Source organism: Micromonospora sp. NPDC051543 (genome assembly GCF_044454415.1).
Taxonomy (GTDB): Bacteria; Actinomycetota; Actinomycetes; order Mycobacteriales; family Micromonosporaceae; genus Micromonospora.
In genome coordinates this window covers 43,533-58,121 of record NZ_JBITDT010000021.1, presented here as the reverse complement: position 1 = coordinate 58,121, position 14,589 = coordinate 43,533, and the positions used below count along the sequence as shown (strand labels likewise).

The following is a 14,589-nucleotide window of genomic DNA, read 5'->3' as shown; positions in this document are numbered from 1 at the left end:
TCATGCACCGGCCGACCGACCCGTCGCCTCCCGGCCGCAACCCGGAGCACCCGTCGGAGCGTTGTTCCGGATACGGGTGGAAGGAAGCACACGATGATCCTGGGGTCGATGGAGCCGCGCCGACGCTGGCTGCTGCTCGGGCTGGCGGCGCTCGCCGTCGTCGCGTTGGTCGTCGGCGCAGCGACGGTGATCACGCGGCTGAGCGGCGACGACAAGCCCAACAGCACGCCCTTGGCCGGCTCGCCGAGCCCGTCGCCGGCCGCCCCACCCACCCCCAGCCCGACCGGCCCGCCGCCGGGCGCGAACATCAGCGGCCCGTTGACGCTGCTGCTGGTCGGCGTGGACACCCGGGTCAGCGTTCCGGGCTGGGAGCCGCACTCCGACGCCGTCCTGGTGCTGCACGTGCCGAAGGGCCTCAACCGGGCGTACCTCTTCTCGCTCCCCCGCGACCTGCTGGTGGACATCCCGCCGTTCCCCAAGGCCGGCTACAAGGGCGGCAAGACCAAGCTCACCCACTCGATGAGCTTCGGCAGCCGGGTGCCCGGCAAGCCCAAGCAGCCGAGCACGGCCCAGGGGTACGAGCTGCTGCGCAGCACGGTGAGCGGCTACACCGGGCTGCGGATCGACGCGGGCGCCGTGCTCACCTTCGGCGGGTTCGACAAGCTGGTGAACGCCCTCGGCGGGGTGGACATCTACGTCGACCAGCGGGTCGCGTCCCTGCACCGCAAGCCGGACGGCAAGTACCGGGACAGCGCCCCCGGCGGCTACACCGGCCCGCAGAAGGTCTACGAGAAGGGCGAACAGCACCTCAACGGCTGGCAGGCGCTGGACTACGCCCGGCAGCGCTACATCACCGGCGGCGACTACGCCCGCCAGCGTCACCAGCAGCAACTCGTCAAAGCCCTGACCCGCAAGATCCTCGACGAGGGCCTGGCCCGGCAGCCCGAGCGGGTCGAACAGGTGGTCGCCGCCCTGGGCGACACCCTGGTGTACGTGGGCGGCGATCGGATCGTCGACCTGGCGTACGCCCTCAGCGGGGTGCCGGAGAACCAGTTCACCCTGATCGGGCTTCCCGGCTCCGGCGTCGGCAAGGGCAGCGCCTACCGGGGTGAACAGCTCACCGGTGAGGGGCGGACGTTCATCACCGAACTGCGGGCCGGTCGCGCCGACGCGTACCTGAAGGCCCACCCCAAACTGGTGGTCAAGAACTGAGCCCACGCCCCCGCCCTTCCCGGTCGGGCGGGCGGGGGCGTGGGTGGGGTCAGAGCTTCTTGGGCTGGGCGGGCTTCTTGGCGCCGTACAACCACGCGTCGAAGAGCGCGTCGAGCTGCTTGCCGGAGATCCGCTCGGCGAGGGCCACGAACTCGGCGGTGGTGGCGACTCCGTTGCGCTTCTCCGCCGCCCACGTCTTGACGATCTCGAAGAACGCCTTGTCGCCGACGGCCACCCGCAACGCGTGCAGGGTCATCCCGCCGCGCTGGTAGACCGACTCGCTGAACAGGTTCTTCACGCCCGGCTTGCCCGGCGGGGTCTTCCACACCGTCGCGGGCACCCGCTGGTACCGGATGTCGAAGGCCTGCTTGGCGGTGTACTCCTTGGTGTGCTCCGCCCACAGCCACTCCGCGTACGTCGCGAAGCCCTCGTTGAGCCAGATGTCCTCCCACTTGGCCAGCGCCACGCTGTCGCCGAACCACTGGTGGGCCAGCTCGTGGGCGACCACCTCGGTGTTCTCGCCCCGCCGGAAGAAACCGGCCGAGTAGACCGGGCGGCTCTGCGTCTCCAGCGCGTACCCGATCCGGCTGTCCGAGACCACCACGCCGCCGTACGCGTCGAACGGGTACGGCCCGAAGACGGTCTCCAGGTAGTCGGCCACCTTGACGGTCTTCGCGATCGACGCGTCCGAGGCGCCCTTGGCCACCTTGGTGGTGACCGCGCTGTACACCGGCTTGCCCTTGTGCTGGCCCGTGGTGATCCGGAACTTGCCGATCACCACGTTGCTCAGGTAGCTGGCCATCGGCGACTTCTCCGACCACTTCCAGGTGGTCCAGCCGTCCGTGGTGGTGCTACCGCCCGGGACGCCGTTGCTGACCGCGGTGATGCCCTGCGGAACGGTGATCTCGAAGTCGTACGCCGCCTTGTCCGACGGGTGGTCGTTGACCGGGAACCAGGTGCTCGCCGACTCGGGCTGGCCCAGGGCGATGGCGCCGTCGGCGGTGTGCAGGAACCCGCCCTCACCGAGCAGTTCGTTCTTCAGCGGCTTCGGCACACCCTCGTACGCGATCTCCACCACGAATCCGTTGCCCGTGATGAGGCCGGCCGCCGGCGTGATGACCAGTTCGTTCTTGTTCCGGGTGTGGGTGGCCGGCGCAGCGTCCACGGTGACCGTCCTGACGGTCAGGCCCGCCAGGTCGAGGTTGAAGGTCGACAGGTCCGCGGTCGCCGTGGCCTGCACGGTGGTCGTACCCGTCAACTGGTCCTTCGCCGGGTCGTAGCGCACCTTGACGGTGTACTTCCCGACGTCGTACCCGCCGTTGCCGTAGCTGGGGAAGTACGCGTCGCCGACTCCGGCCGCACCGGCGGTGAAGTTCCGCGACGGCGTCGGGGACGCGCTGGGCGACGGCGGTGCCGCCTCCGGAGTGGACGAGTCGCACCCGGACAACACGAGCGCCCCGGTCACCAGCAGACCGACGCCCGCCCGCAGCCTGTGCCGCGTACCCCGCATCACGAACCTCCCCGTACTCCCGGTGCGGAAGGGCCGCGCCACCCCGCGCGACCGGCGCTCCGGCCCGATCGCAGGCGGCAGCCTATCGACAGATGATCACGGGGCCGTCACGGCAGGGTCGGTGCCGCGCCGCCCGCCAGCCAGGCGTCGAAGAGCGGCCGGAGCGGCCGGTCGGCCACCCGCTCGGCCAGCGCCACGAAGTCCGAGGTGGTGGCGGTGCCGGACGCCCGCTCCGACGTCCAGGTGCGCAGGATGCGGAAGAAGGTGTCGTCACCGACCGTCCGGCGCAGCGCGTGCACGGCGAGCGCGCCGCGCTTGTAGACGGCGGTGCCGAACATCCGCTCCCGGCCCGGCTCGACCGACGGCTCCGACCAGTCGGTCGACGCGTACTGCAGCTCGAAGTTGCGCTGCGCGGTCCGGCCGCCGTCGTGCTCCTCCCACAGCCACTCGGCGTAACTGGCGAAGCCCTCGTTGAGCCAGATGTCGCTCCACCTGCGCAGCGACACGCTGTCGCCGAACCACTGATGGGCCAGCTCGTGCGCCACCACCCCGGGGTTCGGGTGGTCGCCGGTGAAGAAGGCAGGCCCGTAGACCGGCCGGGACTGCGTCTCCAACGCGTACCCGATCCGCTCGTCCGCGACCACGATCCCGCCGTACGAGTCGAAGGGGTACGGACCGAAGCGGCTGGCCAGGAAGTCGACGATCTCCCCGGTGCGGGCCACCGAGCCGGCCGCGCCACCGTTCGCCGGCAGGCTCGCCGCGACCGCGGTGACCATCGGCCTTCCGGCGTGGGTGCCGGAGACCACCCGGTAGTTCCCGATCACGAGGGTGCTCAGGTAGCTGGCCATCGGGGTGCGCTCCGACCAGCGCCAGGTCGTCCACCCGTCGGCGCTGCTCCGGGGGCCGGGCACCCCGTTGCTCAACGCGGACAGTCCGTCCGGGACGGTCACCGCGATGTCGTAGCTGGCCTTGTCCGACGGGTGGTCGTTGACCGGGAACCAGGTGGCCGCCGATTCGGGCTGCCCGAGCGCGATGGCCCCGTCGGCGGTGTGCAGGAAACCGCCGCTGCCCAGCACGCCGTCGTCGACGGGGGTGGGCACGCCCGCGTAGTCGACGGTCACCGTGAACGACCGACCGCGCGCCAGCCCGTCTCGTGGGGTCACGACCAGCTCGCCGTCCTCGCGTCGGTGCTGGGCGCGCTCGCCGGCGACGGTGACCCCGTCGACGTTCAGGCCGACCAGGTCCAGGTTGAACCGGGACAACTCCTGGGTGGCGGTCGCCGTGATGGTGGCCCGACCGGTGAGCCGGTCCGTCCCCGGGTCGTAGCGGACGTCCAGCCCGTAGTGCGTGACGTCGTAACCCCCGTTGCCCCGGCCCGGAACGTACGGGTCACCGGCGTCCGCCGCACCGGGCCGGAAACCGTCGTCGTCGCCCGTGCAGCCGGCCGTGGTCAGCGCGACGGCGCAGCTCAGAGCCGTGAGAGTGGCGGCCAGCCGACGGCGCGGCGGCGTCAGTCCGCGCAGGACCATGCACCACTCCTTCCGCGCCACCCGGGGTCAGGACCGAGCGTAGCCAGCGGCACGCTGGCGCAGGCCCGAATCGACGGCCAGGGCGTCGACGGTGACGGCGAAGGGCCGGCCCCGCACGGTGGCGGAGCCGGCCCTTCGGGCGACGCGAGCGATCAGCGGTCGAGGACCAGGCCGACCTTCTGGAACTCCTTGAGGTCGCGGTAGCCGCACTTGGCCATGGCCCGACGCAGCCCACCGAACAGGTTGAGCTGGCCGTCCGCCTCGTCCGCCGGCCCGAAGAGCAGCTGCTCCATCGAGCCGAGCGGCTCACCGGACACCTCGAAGGCACCCCGGGGCAGCGACGGGTGGCTCGCCGCCGAGTGCCACCAGGCGCCACCGGCGGGGGCCTCGTCGCAGAGCGACAGCGGCTCACCGAGCATCACCGCGTCCGCGCCGCAGCCGAGCGCCTTGGCGATGTCACCGGAGGTCTGGATGTCACCATCGGCGATCAGGTGCACGTACCGGCCACCGGTCTCGTCCAGGTAGTCCCGGCGGGCCGCCGCGGCATCCGCGATGGCGGTGGCCATCGGCACCCGGATGCCCAGCACCGACTCGGTCGTCGACCACTCGTCGCCGCCGATACCCACGATCACGCCGGCCGCGCCGGTCCGCATCAGGTGCAGCGCCGTCTTGTAGTCCGTGCAGCCGCCGACGATCACGGGCAGGTCGAGGTCGGCGATGAACTCCTTGAGGTTCAGCGGCTCGTCGGTCGTCGACACGTGCTCGGCCGAGACGATGGTGCCCTGGATGACCAGGATGTCCACCCCGGCGTCCAGGATCACCGGCGCCAGCGCGAGGGTGTGCTGCGGGGAGACCCGCACAGCCACCGTGCCGCCGCCGGCACGCAGCTCGCGCACCCGCTCGGCGATCAGGTCAGGACGGATCGGCTCCGCGTAGACCTCCTGGAGCCGCTTGGTGGCACGGGCCTCCTCGTCGAGGCCGGCCAGCTCGTCCAGCACCTTCGTCGGGTTCTCGTAGCGGGTCCACAGACCCTCGACGTTGAGCACACCGAGACCGCCGAGCTGACCCAACCGGACCGCCGACGACGGGCTCATCGTGGCGTCCGAGGGGTGCCCGACACAGGGGATACCGAACGGGTACGCGTCGAGCTGCCACGCGGTCGAGACGTCGTCGACGTCCCGGGTCCGACGGCTCGGCACGATGGCGATGTCGTCCAGGTGGTAGCCGCGCTGCGCGGTCTTGCCCAGCCCGATCTCGACCACGTCACGCATGGGGGACTCCAGATTGTTGGGGGTGGTGGGGTCAGCGGGAGTGGTAGTTGGGCGCCTCGACGGTCATCTGGATGTCGTGCGGGTGGCTCTCCTTGAGCCCGGCCGCGGTGATCCGGATCAGCTGGCCACGCCGGTGCAGCTCGGGGATGCTCTCCGCGCCGACGTACCCCATGGCGGCCCGCAGCCCGCCGATGAGCTGGTGGGCGACCGCGGACAGCGGGCCCCGGTAGGGCACCTGACCCTCGACGCCCTCGGGGACCAGCTTGTCCTCGGCGAGAACGTCCTGCTGGAAGTACCGGTCCTTGGAGTACGACTTGGCCTGCCCCCGGGACTGCATCGCGCCGAGCGAGCCCATCCCGCGGTACGCCTTGTACTGCTTGCCGTTGATGAAGATCAGCTCACCGGGGCTCTCCTCGCAGCCGGCCAGCAGGCTGCCGAGCATCACGGTGTCCGCGCCGGCGACCAGGGCCTTGGCGATGTCGCCCGAGTACTGGATGCCACCGTCACCGATCACCGGCACGCCGGCCGGCCGGGCAGCGCGGGCCGCCTCCATGATCGCGGTGATCTGCGGGACGCCGACGCCGGCGACGATCCGGGTGGTGCAGATCGCGCCCGGGCCCACACCCACCTTGATGCCGTCGGCGCCGGCCTCGACCAGCGCTTTCGCGCCGGCGTACGTGGCCACGTTGCCGCCCACGATGTCGATCGTCACGTCCTTCTTGAGCCGGCGGACCATGTCCAGCACGGCCCGCTGATGCCCGTGCGCCGTGTCCACGATCAGCACGTCGACACCGGCGTCGACGAGCGTGCGCGCCCGCTTGTACGAGTCCTCGCCCACACCGACGGCGGCGGCCACCCGCAGCCGGCCGGCGTCGTCCTTGGTGGCGTTCGGGTACTGCTCGCTCTTGGTGAAGTCCTTCACGGTGATCAGCCCGCGCAGCCGGCCGGCGTCGTCCACGATCGGGAGCTTCTCGACCTTGTGCTGGCGCAGCAGCGCCAGCGCGTCGTCCTTGCTCACCCCGACCGGGGCGGTGACCAACGGCGTCCGGGTCATGATCTCCCGGACGGGGGTGTCCGGCTCGGAGACGAAGCGCATGTCGCGGTTGGTGACGATGCCGACCAGGTGGCCGTTGCCGTCCACCACCGGGACGCCCGAGATGCGGTACCGCCCGCACAGCTCGTCGACCTCGCGCAGCGTGTCGTCCGGGCTGGCGGTCACCGGGTTGGTGATCATGCCGGACTCGGAGCGCTTGACCAGGTCGACCTGGAGCGCCTGGTCCTCCACGGAGAGGTTGCGGTGCAGCACGCCGATGCCGCCCTGGCGGGCCATGGCGATCGCCATCCGCGCCTCGGTGACCGTGTCCATGGCGCTGGAGAGCAGCGGGACGGTCAGTTCGACGTTGCGGGTGAGCTTCGTCCGGGTGTTGACCCGGCTGGGCACCACGTCCGACTCGCCCGGCTGAAGCAGCACGTCGTCGAAGGTGAGCCCGAGCGGAACCACCCGGGCCGAGCCGGCGGGCAGCTCGGGCAGGTGGCCGCCCAGGTCGGCGTGCTCGACGCCGGCCGGAAGATCAGTGCTGGGCGAATTTTCCACGATTGCTCCCCTGAGCTGCTCGGATGGGCTTCAGCGAGGTGGCGCGGGCGGGCACCGGAACACGCCACGGTGCCGGCACGTCGTCCCATCGTACCCAGTGACCTGCGCGACCTGGATCGGCGGCGGTTCCCTGGGCGCGGTGCCCGGGGGCGGACGTTCCCGCCGCGTTGGGTCTACGGTGAGGGGGTGCACGACGAGCCCATCGACCCGTTCAACGGCGACCCGGCCGACCCGACCGCGGGGCTGGACGATCCGGGCGACGACACGACGCCGGATCCGCTGACCGACGTCGAGCGGCAGGATGTGCTGGAAGACCTCGCCGACCTGGAGATCTACCAGGCCCTGCTGGCGCCCATCGGGGTGCGCGGGCTGGTCATCGAATGCGAGGACTGCCGGGAACCGCACTACTTCGACTGGGACCTGCTGCGGGGCAACCTGCGGCACCTGCTCAACTCGGGGCGGCCCCGGGTGCACGAGCCGGCGTACGACCCGGATCCGGACCACTACGTGACCTGGGACTACGCCCGCGGATACGCCGACGGGGTGCACGACACCCTGACCGAGGGCACCGAGGACGACCCGGACCCGGGCACCGCCACCACCGCCGACTGAGGTCCCGCCGGGCCGCTCCCGGCGTCAGGAGACCAGGCCGGCCCGGAAGCCGGCGGCGACCGCGTGGGCGCGGTCCCGGGCTCCGAGCTTGCGGAACAGCCGCCGCGCGTGTGTCTTGACGGTGTCCTCCGAGACGAACAGTTCCCGGCCGATCTCCGCGTTGCTCTTGCCCTCGGCCATGCCCAGCAGCACCTGGAGTTCCCGTTCGGTGAGCCCGATCGCCGACCGGCCGCCACGAACGCCCGCGCCGGGCCGGGTGGCGTCGGACTGCCCGGTGGCGGTCCCGTCGGTCGCCGAGTCGACCTCGTCGTCGCCCCGCTGCACGGGTACCGAGGCGACGCCCGCCGGCCCGTCGCCGGTCGCGGCGGTCCAGCCGGGCTCTGCGGCGCCGCGTACCGACGAAGTGGGGCGGGCCGAGCCGCCGACCGCCGCCGCATCCCGCGCCGGGTCGGTGACCCGCTGCCGGGAGGCCCGGCCGGGTGCGGTGAGCAGGAGCAGGGCCTTCGCCACCGCGCTGGTGAGGTCGTGGTCGGCGTTCTGGATCAACCCACGGGCGCCGGCGCTGATGGTGGCGGCCGCCGCCTCGGATTCCTCGGCGCCGAGCAGCACGACCGCTGCCTGCGGCGCGCGGGCCAGCACCCGGCGGACGAAGCCCGCGCTGTCCGGCCGGGTGAGGGCCGTGTCGGCCAGAACCACGTCGGCCGGTCGTTCGGCCAGGCGCAGCATCACCTCGGGATCGGAGACGGCGGTACGAACGATCGCGGACAAACCCAGCCGCGCGGCAGCAGAAGTGAGGTGCTGAGCCGCGAGCGGTGTTCGAACGCACACAAGAACGGTACGCACTGTGATGGTCTCCTCTCCGCACACGAGCAGACCATGACGGGGTCGGCTGGGGAGGAGGTTCCCGGCAATCATCTGAACTTTTCCGACAGAAGGGGCAAAAGCCGCAAGTTGCCAGGGGTTTTCGATCACAGACGTGTGAGCCGGCAACGACCCGGGTACCGGGGGGTCCAGGCCGGGAACGGTGCGCCTGCGCGGCCCGCCGCCCGGAAGCCGGCCACAAGCATTCTCGCGGTGCCGCGCGGGAGGAGGGGTGCTGATGTCGAACGTACGTAGACTGCCCGGACCCATCGTCGACCTCTGGGACTGGCAGCGGCTCGGTGCCTGCCGAGGCCGGGACAGCGCGCAGTTCTTCCACCCGGACGGGGAGCGCGGATCCTCGCGGCTGCGGCGGGAGTCGTCGGCCAAGTCGGTCTGCCGCGCCTGCCCGGTCCGCGCCGAGTGCGCCGCACACGCACTGTCGGTCCGCGAGCCGTACGGCGTGTGGGGCGGCTTCAGCGAGTCGGAGCGGCTACGCCTGCTCGCCGTCGGCTGGGAGGACCTGGCGGACCGCCGGCAGATCCGGGTCGACGTGGCCCGCCTGGAGGCCCGCCTGGGTCGCCCGCACAAGTCGACCGTTCCCGCCCAGCGCAACGTCGCCTGACCCGACACCACTGACGGGTCGACACGGCCCGTCTCGTCTCGTCCCACGCCCGCCTCTCGCCCCACGCCCTCCTCGACGGAGGGCGTGGATGCTTCGCTAGCCCTTTGCTCTGCTTCAGCGGAGGCAACACCCGGGTGTCCGCCATCCGGACACCCGGTGTTGCCTGGATTGAAGCAGAGCAAAGGAGGTCGGGCTCTACCCTGGCCGCCGGCAGGTTCAGCGGACGTTTACCGGGACGGTGTGCCAGCCGGTGGCCCCGTCGGGGGCGACGCTCTGGGTGCGCTCGGTCTGGGTCTCGCCGGTCGCGTCCGTCGCCCGGACCTGGAGACGGTGCTCGCCGGGCGTGGCGTCCCAGCGCCAGGACCACTGGACCCAGGTGTCCACCGACACCGTCGGGGCCAGCGCCGCCTCCTGCCAGGGGCCGTCGTCGACGCGTACCTCGACCCGGCTGATGCCCCGGTGCTGCGCCCAGGCCACCCCGGCCACCGTCACCGGGCCCGCGGTCAGCCGGTTGCGCCGTCGTGGCGCGTCGATCCGCGACTGGGTCTTGATCGGCCCCTGGGCGGACCAACCGCGCGGCACCCAGTACGCGTCGAAGTCGGCGAAGCGCGTCAACTCCAACTCGGTCACCCACTTGCAGGCCGACACGTAGCCGTAGAGACCGGGCACCACCATCCGCACCGGGAAGCCGTGCTGGACCGGCAGCGGTTCACCGTTCATGCCGATCGCCAGCAGCGCGTCGCGCCCGTCGCGCAGGGCGGCGGTGGGGGTGCCGCAGGTCCAGCCGTCGACCGACCGGCCGACGACCTGATCGGCGTCCTCGTCCGGCTGGGCCTCGTCCAGCAGTTCCCGCAGCGGTACGCCGAGCCAGCGCGCGTTGCCGATCAGGTCCCCGCCGACCTCGTTGGAGACGCAGGCCAGCGTGACGTACCGCTCGACCAGCGGCCGGGCCAGCAGGTCCGCGTAGGTGTAGGTGCGCTCGGTACCCACCCGACCGTGAATGCGCAGCCGCCAGGTGTCCGGGTTCACCTGCGGCACCACCAGGGCGGTGTCGATCCGGTAGAACCCGGAGTTCGGCGAGACGTACGGCGCGAGCTGAGCCAGGGACAGATCCGCTCCCGCGGGCACGGCCGGCGCGGGGACGGCCGGGGCGGGCAGCCGGATCGCGTCCCGGGCCGCCGAGACACCCCGTCGTCCGGCCAGCCAACGGCCGCCGAGACCGGCCACGGCCGCCGTACCGAGCAGCACTCCGGTGCCGGTGAGGAAACGTCGGCGCGACTCCGGGTCGACGCCCTCGACCGGCGCGGCCGGCGTCGCCGGCGTGGGTGGGTCCCACGGCCAGGGGTCCAGCTCGAACGGGCCGGCAATGAACAGCCAGAGCACCAGGGCGCCGAGCCCGCCGCCGACCAGCGACGGCAGCGCGTCGAAGACGTCCGCGCCGGGCCGGGTCAGCGCGGCGGCCACACCGACGGCGCCGAACGCCGCGATACCGGCCAGGCCCAGGGCCAGCCGGCGGATCGCCAGCAATCCGAAGAGGGCCGCGAACCCAGCCAGCAGCAGGGCCGTTCCGGTCAGCAGGGCGATCTTGTCGGCGGTGCCGAAGATGTCGATGGCGAACTGCTTGAGCGGCTCGGGAACGGCGTCGACGACCACCCCGCCGACCGCGACCAGTGGCGCCGACCGGGGGCCGGTCAGCACCGCCACCGGCTCCGCGATGCCGATCGCGACGGCGGCGGCGGTGATTCCGGCCAGCGCGGCGTACCGCCGTGACGTCGTGCTCATCGGCCCAGTGTGCGCGATCATCTCGGCCGGTCGCCAACGACGTCATCGCTTGGTAATGCTCGCGTGGACGAAACCGGGGCACACCGCCATACGGCGGTATGCCCCGGAACGGGTGTCGCTACCGGGTCAGAAGCCCGGGCCGTGCTGGTGGCCGTGGCCGTGGCCGCCACCGGCCGCGGCCGGCTCGGGCTGCTCCGGCTTCTCCACCACGAGGCTCTCCGTGCTGAGCAGCAGACCGGCGATCGACGCGGCGTTGGTGACGGCGTTGCGGGTCACCTTCACCGGGTCGATGATGCCGGACTTGACCAGGTCGCCGTACTCGCCGGTGGCTGCGTCGAGGCCGTTGCCCCACTGCATGCCGGCGACCTTCTGGGTCACGACGTAGCCGTCGTGGCCGGCGTTCTGCGCGATCCAGCGCAGCGGCTCGACCAGCGCCTTGCGCACGATCGAGACACCGACCTTCTCCTCGCCGGTGAAGCCCAGGTCGTCGTCGAGCACGGGGAGGATCTGCACCAGGGCGGCGCCGCCGCCGGGCACGGTGCCCTCCTCGACCGCGGCCTTGGTCGCCGCGATGGCGTCCTCGATGCGGTGCTTGCGCTCCTTCATCTCGACCTCGGTCGCCGCGCCCACCTTGATCACGGCGATGCCGCCGGAGAGCTTCGCCAGCCGCTCGGCCAGCTTCTCCCGGTCCCAGTCGGAGTCGGAGGCCTCGATCTCCTTGCGGATCTGGGCCACCCGGTCGTCGACCTCGGTCTTCTGGCCGCCGCCGTCGACGATCGTGGTGTTCTCCTTGTCGACCACGACGCGCCGGGCGGTGCCGAGCACCTCCAGGCCGACCTGGTCGAGCTTGTAGCCCAGCTCCGGGGCGACCAGCTCGGCGCCCGTGGAGATCGCGATGTCCTGGAGCATGGCCTTGCGCCGGTCGCCGAAGCCCGGGGCCTTGACCGCGCAGACCTTGAGGGTCTTGCGCAGCGAGTTGACCACCAGGGTGGAGAGCGCCTGGCCGTCCACGTCCTCGGCGATGATCAGCAGGGGCTTGCTGTTCTGCAGGACCTTCTCCAGCAGCGGGAGCAGCTCCTCGATCGCCGAGATCTTCTGGGTGGTGACCAGGATGTACGCGTCCTCGAGGACGGACTCCTGACCCTCCAGGTCGGTGACGAAGTTCGGCGAGATGAAGCCCTTGTCGAACTGGAGACCCTCGGTCACCTCCAGCTCGGTGGTGAGCATCGAGCCCTCCTCGACGGTGATGACACCGTCGCGGCCGACCCGCTCCATCGCCTCGGCGATCAGCTCGCCGATGGTGGCGTCCTGCGCGGAGATCGTCGCCACGTTCGCGATCGACTCCTTGCCGGAGACCTCGACCGCCTTGCCGAGCAGCGCCTCGGAGACCTTGGCGGCCGCCGCGTCGATGCCCCGCTTGAGGCCGGCCGGGTTGCTCCCGGCGGTCACGTTGCGCAGGCCCTCACGGACCATCGCCTGCGCCAGCACGGTCGCGGTGGTGGTCCCGTCGCCGGCGACGTCGTTGGTCTTGGTCGCCACCTCCTTGACCAGCTGCGCGCCGAGGTTCTCGTAGGGGTTGGTGAGCTCGATCTCCTTCGCGATGGTCACGCCATCGTTGGTGATCGTCGGCGCACCGAACTTCTTGTCCAGGACGACGTTGCGCCCGCGCGGTCCGAGGGTGACCTTGACCGCGTCAGCGAGGGCGTTGACACCGTGCTCCAGCAGGTGTCGGGCGTCGTCCGAGAAGCTGAGGATCTTCGCCATGAATGTCCCTTCGAAGCGCCGCTGCCCCGGCCCGGCGAGCCGGACCGGGGCAGCGACACTGATCGGTTGCTTACTTCTCGATGACCGCGAGGACGTCGCGGGCGGAGAGCACCAGGTACTCCTCGCCGGCGTACTTGACCTCGGTGCCGCCGTACTTCGAGTAGAGGACGGTGTCGCCGACCTGCACGTCAACCGGGACCCGGTTGCCGTTGTCGTCGACGCGCCCCGGACCGACAGCGAGGACGGTGCCCTCCTGCGGCTTCTCCTTGGCGGTGTCGGGGATCACGATGCCCGACGCCGTGGTGGTCTCAGCCTCGTTCGCCTGGACCACGATGCGGTCCTCGAGCGGCTTGATCGCAACCTTGGTCGCGGTAGTCACGGGCATACCCTCCTGGGGTACTGGTTTCGTTGCCGGCCAGCGGGGCTGACCAGCGTCAATCTGCCTCATGCCACCGGGCGGGGCCGTCGTCGCGGGTGCCGGTCCGCCTGGCGTGCGCACCCGGGTCGCGAGACCCGGGAGCTGGCACCCTCAGGGTGAGAGTGCTAATCGCAGGTTATTCCGTGGCTAGCACTCCGTCAAGGAGAGTGCCAGCGCGTCGCGCCCCGCCAGCGGAATTTTCCCCTCGGTCGGGAGAATGGGCAGGTGGATCTCGATCAGTTGGCGGAACTGCGTACCCCCGAGGGGTCGGCCGCCCTCACGGCGGCGGCCGAGCTGGCCGGCGGCGATCCACTGACCGCGGCGTCGGCGCTCCGCGCGGCCGGGGTGCCCCCCATGCTGGCGGCGGCGGCCCTCACCCAGGCCGAGCTGCGCCACCGGGCGGTGGGCAAGTTCGGCCCCGCCGCCGCCGGGATGTTCCTCACCCGCCCCGGCCTGGAACAGGCCACCCGCCGGGTGGTCGCCGACCGGCGGGCCGCCCGGCTGCACGCGGCCGGCGTGCGCACCCTCGCCGATCTCGGGTGCGGCCTCGGCGCGGACGCGCTGGCCGCCGCCCGTGCCGGCATTCGGGTGTACGGGGTGGAGGCCGACCCGGTGACCGCGGCGATGGCCGCCGCCAACGCCGCCGCAGCCGGGCTGGCCGACCTGTTCACGGTCGAGTGCGGCGACGCGACCGCGTTCGACGTGTCGCGGGTGGACGGCGTCTTCTGCGACCCGGCCCGACGGGCCACCGGCACCGGACGACGGATCTTCGACCCGCGTGCCTACTCGCCGCCCTGGGACTTCGTGACCGGTCTGGCCGAGCGGGTGCCGCGCACGGTGGTGAAGGTGGCGCCGGGCCTGGATCACGCGCTCATTCCGGCCGGCGCGGAGGCGGAGTGGGTCGGCGTGGACGGCGACCTGGTCGAGGCCGCGCTCTGGTGCGGAGAGCTGGCCGAGGTGCCCCGTCGCGCCAGCGTGTACCGGACGGAGATCCACCAGCTCACCGGCTCGGGCGACACGGAGGCGCTGGTCGGGCCCCCGCGCCGCTACCTGTACGACCCGGACCCGGCGGTGGTCCGCGCGCATCTCGTCGCCGAGCTGGCCGCGGAGCTGGACGCCACCCTGGCCGACCCGAGCATCGCGTACCTCTACGCCGACCAGCCGACCCGTACCCCGTACGCGCGCTGCCTGGAGATCACCGATGTGCTGCCGTTCTCGCTCAAGCGCCTGCGGGCGTTGCTGCGCGAGCGTCGGGTGGGCCGGGTGGAGATCCTCAAGCGGGGTTCGGCGCTGACGCCGGAGCAGTTGCGTCGGGACCTGCGCCTGGCTGGCGACCAGGCGGCGAGCCTGGTGCTGACCCGGGTCGCCGGAGCGCCGACAGTGCTGATCGGCCAGCCTGTCGTCTAGGTTCGAG

At 71.8% G+C, this 14,589-nt stretch carries 11 protein-coding genes and 2 pseudogenes; 4 read left to right on the top strand and 9 right to left on the bottom strand.

The genetic code is table 11. The features are described 5' to 3' along the window. The first annotated feature begins 93 nt into the window (after nt 1-93). Nucleotides 94-1,212: an LCP family protein gene (locus tag ACIA3K_RS28565; protein ID WP_396804697.1), complete on the top strand. Its 1,119-nt coding sequence runs from the start codon at nt 94-96 to the stop codon at nt 1,210-1,212. A gap of 49 nt (nt 1,213-1,261) precedes the next feature. On the opposite strand, the gene ACIA3K_RS28560 is transcribed toward ACIA3K_RS28565, so the two are convergent. From ACIA3K_RS28560 to guaB, 4 genes are all read right to left on the bottom strand, one after another. Beyond that, nucleotides 1,262-2,722 (bottom strand): M1 family metallopeptidase, encoded by a 1,461-nt coding sequence (locus tag ACIA3K_RS28560; protein ID WP_396804696.1) that lies wholly within the window; start codon nt 2,720-2,722, stop codon nt 1,262-1,264. Nucleotides 2,723-2,829: 107 nt separating this feature from the next. Next, nucleotides 2,830-4,251 (bottom strand): M1 family metallopeptidase, encoded by a 1,422-nt coding sequence (locus ACIA3K_RS28555; protein WP_396804695.1) that lies wholly within the window; start codon nt 4,249-4,251, stop codon nt 2,830-2,832. A gap of 152 nt (nt 4,252-4,403) precedes the next feature. Beyond that, nucleotides 4,404-5,522 (bottom strand): GuaB3 family IMP dehydrogenase-related protein, encoded by a 1,119-nt coding sequence (locus ACIA3K_RS28550; protein WP_396804694.1) that lies wholly within the window; start codon nt 5,520-5,522, stop codon nt 4,404-4,406. A gap of 31 nt (nt 5,523-5,553) precedes the next feature. Continuing rightward, nucleotides 5,554-7,116 (bottom strand): IMP dehydrogenase, encoded by a 1,563-nt coding sequence (gene guaB, locus ACIA3K_RS28545; protein ID WP_396804693.1) that lies wholly within the window; start codon nt 7,114-7,116, stop codon nt 5,554-5,556. 186 nt (nt 7,117-7,302) lie between these two features. On the opposite strand from guaB, the gene ACIA3K_RS28540 reads away from it, so the two are divergent. Continuing rightward, nucleotides 7,303-7,728: a DUF5319 domain-containing protein gene (locus ACIA3K_RS28540; RefSeq protein WP_396804692.1), complete on the top strand. Its 426-nt coding sequence runs from the start codon at nt 7,303-7,305 to the stop codon at nt 7,726-7,728. A 24-nt stretch (nt 7,729-7,752) separates the two neighbouring features. On the opposite strand, the pseudogene ACIA3K_RS28535 reads toward ACIA3K_RS28540, so the two are convergent. Then, nucleotides 7,753-7,950, bottom strand: a pseudogene (locus tag ACIA3K_RS28535) (response regulator transcription factor); the annotation flags it as partial. Between the two features lie 77 nt (nt 7,951-8,027). Then, a pseudogene (locus ACIA3K_RS28530) lies at nt 8,028-8,571 on the bottom strand (helix-turn-helix transcriptional regulator); the annotation flags it as partial. A 256-nt stretch (nt 8,572-8,827) separates the two neighbouring features. On the opposite strand from ACIA3K_RS28530, the gene ACIA3K_RS28525 reads away from it, so the two are divergent. Beyond that, nucleotides 8,828-9,211 (top strand): WhiB family transcriptional regulator, encoded by a 384-nt coding sequence (locus tag ACIA3K_RS28525; protein ID WP_357126320.1) that lies wholly within the window; start codon nt 8,828-8,830, stop codon nt 9,209-9,211. A gap of 216 nt (nt 9,212-9,427) precedes the next feature. On the opposite strand, the gene ACIA3K_RS28520 is transcribed toward ACIA3K_RS28525, so the two are convergent. From ACIA3K_RS28520 to groES, 3 genes are all read right to left on the bottom strand, one after another. Continuing rightward, the gene (locus tag ACIA3K_RS28520) at nt 9,428-10,993 is read right to left on the bottom strand and encodes a molybdopterin-dependent oxidoreductase (protein WP_396804691.1); all 1,566 of its coding nucleotides are present in this window, start codon (nt 10,991-10,993) and stop codon (nt 9,428-9,430) included. A 126-nt stretch (nt 10,994-11,119) separates the two neighbouring features. Continuing rightward, complete coding sequence (gene groL / locus ACIA3K_RS28515) at nt 11,120-12,757, bottom strand: chaperonin GroEL (RefSeq protein ID WP_396804690.1); 1,638 nt, start codon at nt 12,755-12,757, stop codon at nt 11,120-11,122. 70 nt (nt 12,758-12,827) lie between these two features. Then, nucleotides 12,828-13,142 carry a co-chaperone GroES gene (groES, locus tag ACIA3K_RS28510; protein WP_030330046.1) on the bottom strand — a complete coding sequence of 105 codons (315 nt, stop codon included), beginning with the start codon at nt 13,140-13,142 and terminating at the stop codon, nt 12,828-12,830. 258 nt (nt 13,143-13,400) lie between these two features. On the opposite strand from groES, the gene ACIA3K_RS28505 reads away from it, so the two are divergent. Beyond that, nucleotides 13,401-14,582, top strand: coding sequence for a methyltransferase domain-containing protein (locus tag ACIA3K_RS28505; RefSeq protein ID WP_396804689.1), 1,182 nt, complete (start codon nt 13,401-13,403; stop codon nt 14,580-14,582). Nucleotides 14,583-14,589 lie beyond the last annotated feature (7 nt).

What these genes read in the sequence shown, in the direction of transcription:
- groES (WP_030330046.1), bottom strand. Translation starts at nt 13,142, where the DNA reads ATGCCCGTGACTACCGCGACCAAGGTTGCGATCAAGCCGCTCGAGGAC.
- ACIA3K_RS28520 (WP_396804691.1), bottom strand. Translation starts at nt 10,993, where the DNA reads ATGAGCACGACGTCACGGCGGTACGCCGCGCTGGCCGGAATCACCGCC.
- ACIA3K_RS28555 (WP_396804695.1), bottom strand. Translation starts at nt 4,251, where the DNA reads ATGGTCCTGCGCGGACTGACGCCGCCGCGCCGTCGGCTGGCCGCCACT.
- ACIA3K_RS28550 (WP_396804694.1), bottom strand. Translation starts at nt 5,522, where the DNA reads ATGCGTGACGTGGTCGAGATCGGGCTGGGCAAGACCGCGCAGCGCGGC.
- ACIA3K_RS28525 (WP_357126320.1), top strand. Translation starts at nt 8,828, where the DNA reads ATGTCGAACGTACGTAGACTGCCCGGACCCATCGTCGACCTCTGGGAC.
- ACIA3K_RS28565 (WP_396804697.1), top strand. Translation starts at nt 94, where the DNA reads ATGATCCTGGGGTCGATGGAGCCGCGCCGACGCTGGCTGCTGCTCGGG.
- groL (WP_396804690.1), bottom strand. Translation starts at nt 12,757, where the DNA reads ATGGCGAAGATCCTCAGCTTCTCGGACGACGCCCGACACCTGCTGGAG.
- ACIA3K_RS28560 (WP_396804696.1), bottom strand. Translation starts at nt 2,722, where the DNA reads ATGCGGGGTACGCGGCACAGGCTGCGGGCGGGCGTCGGTCTGCTGGTG.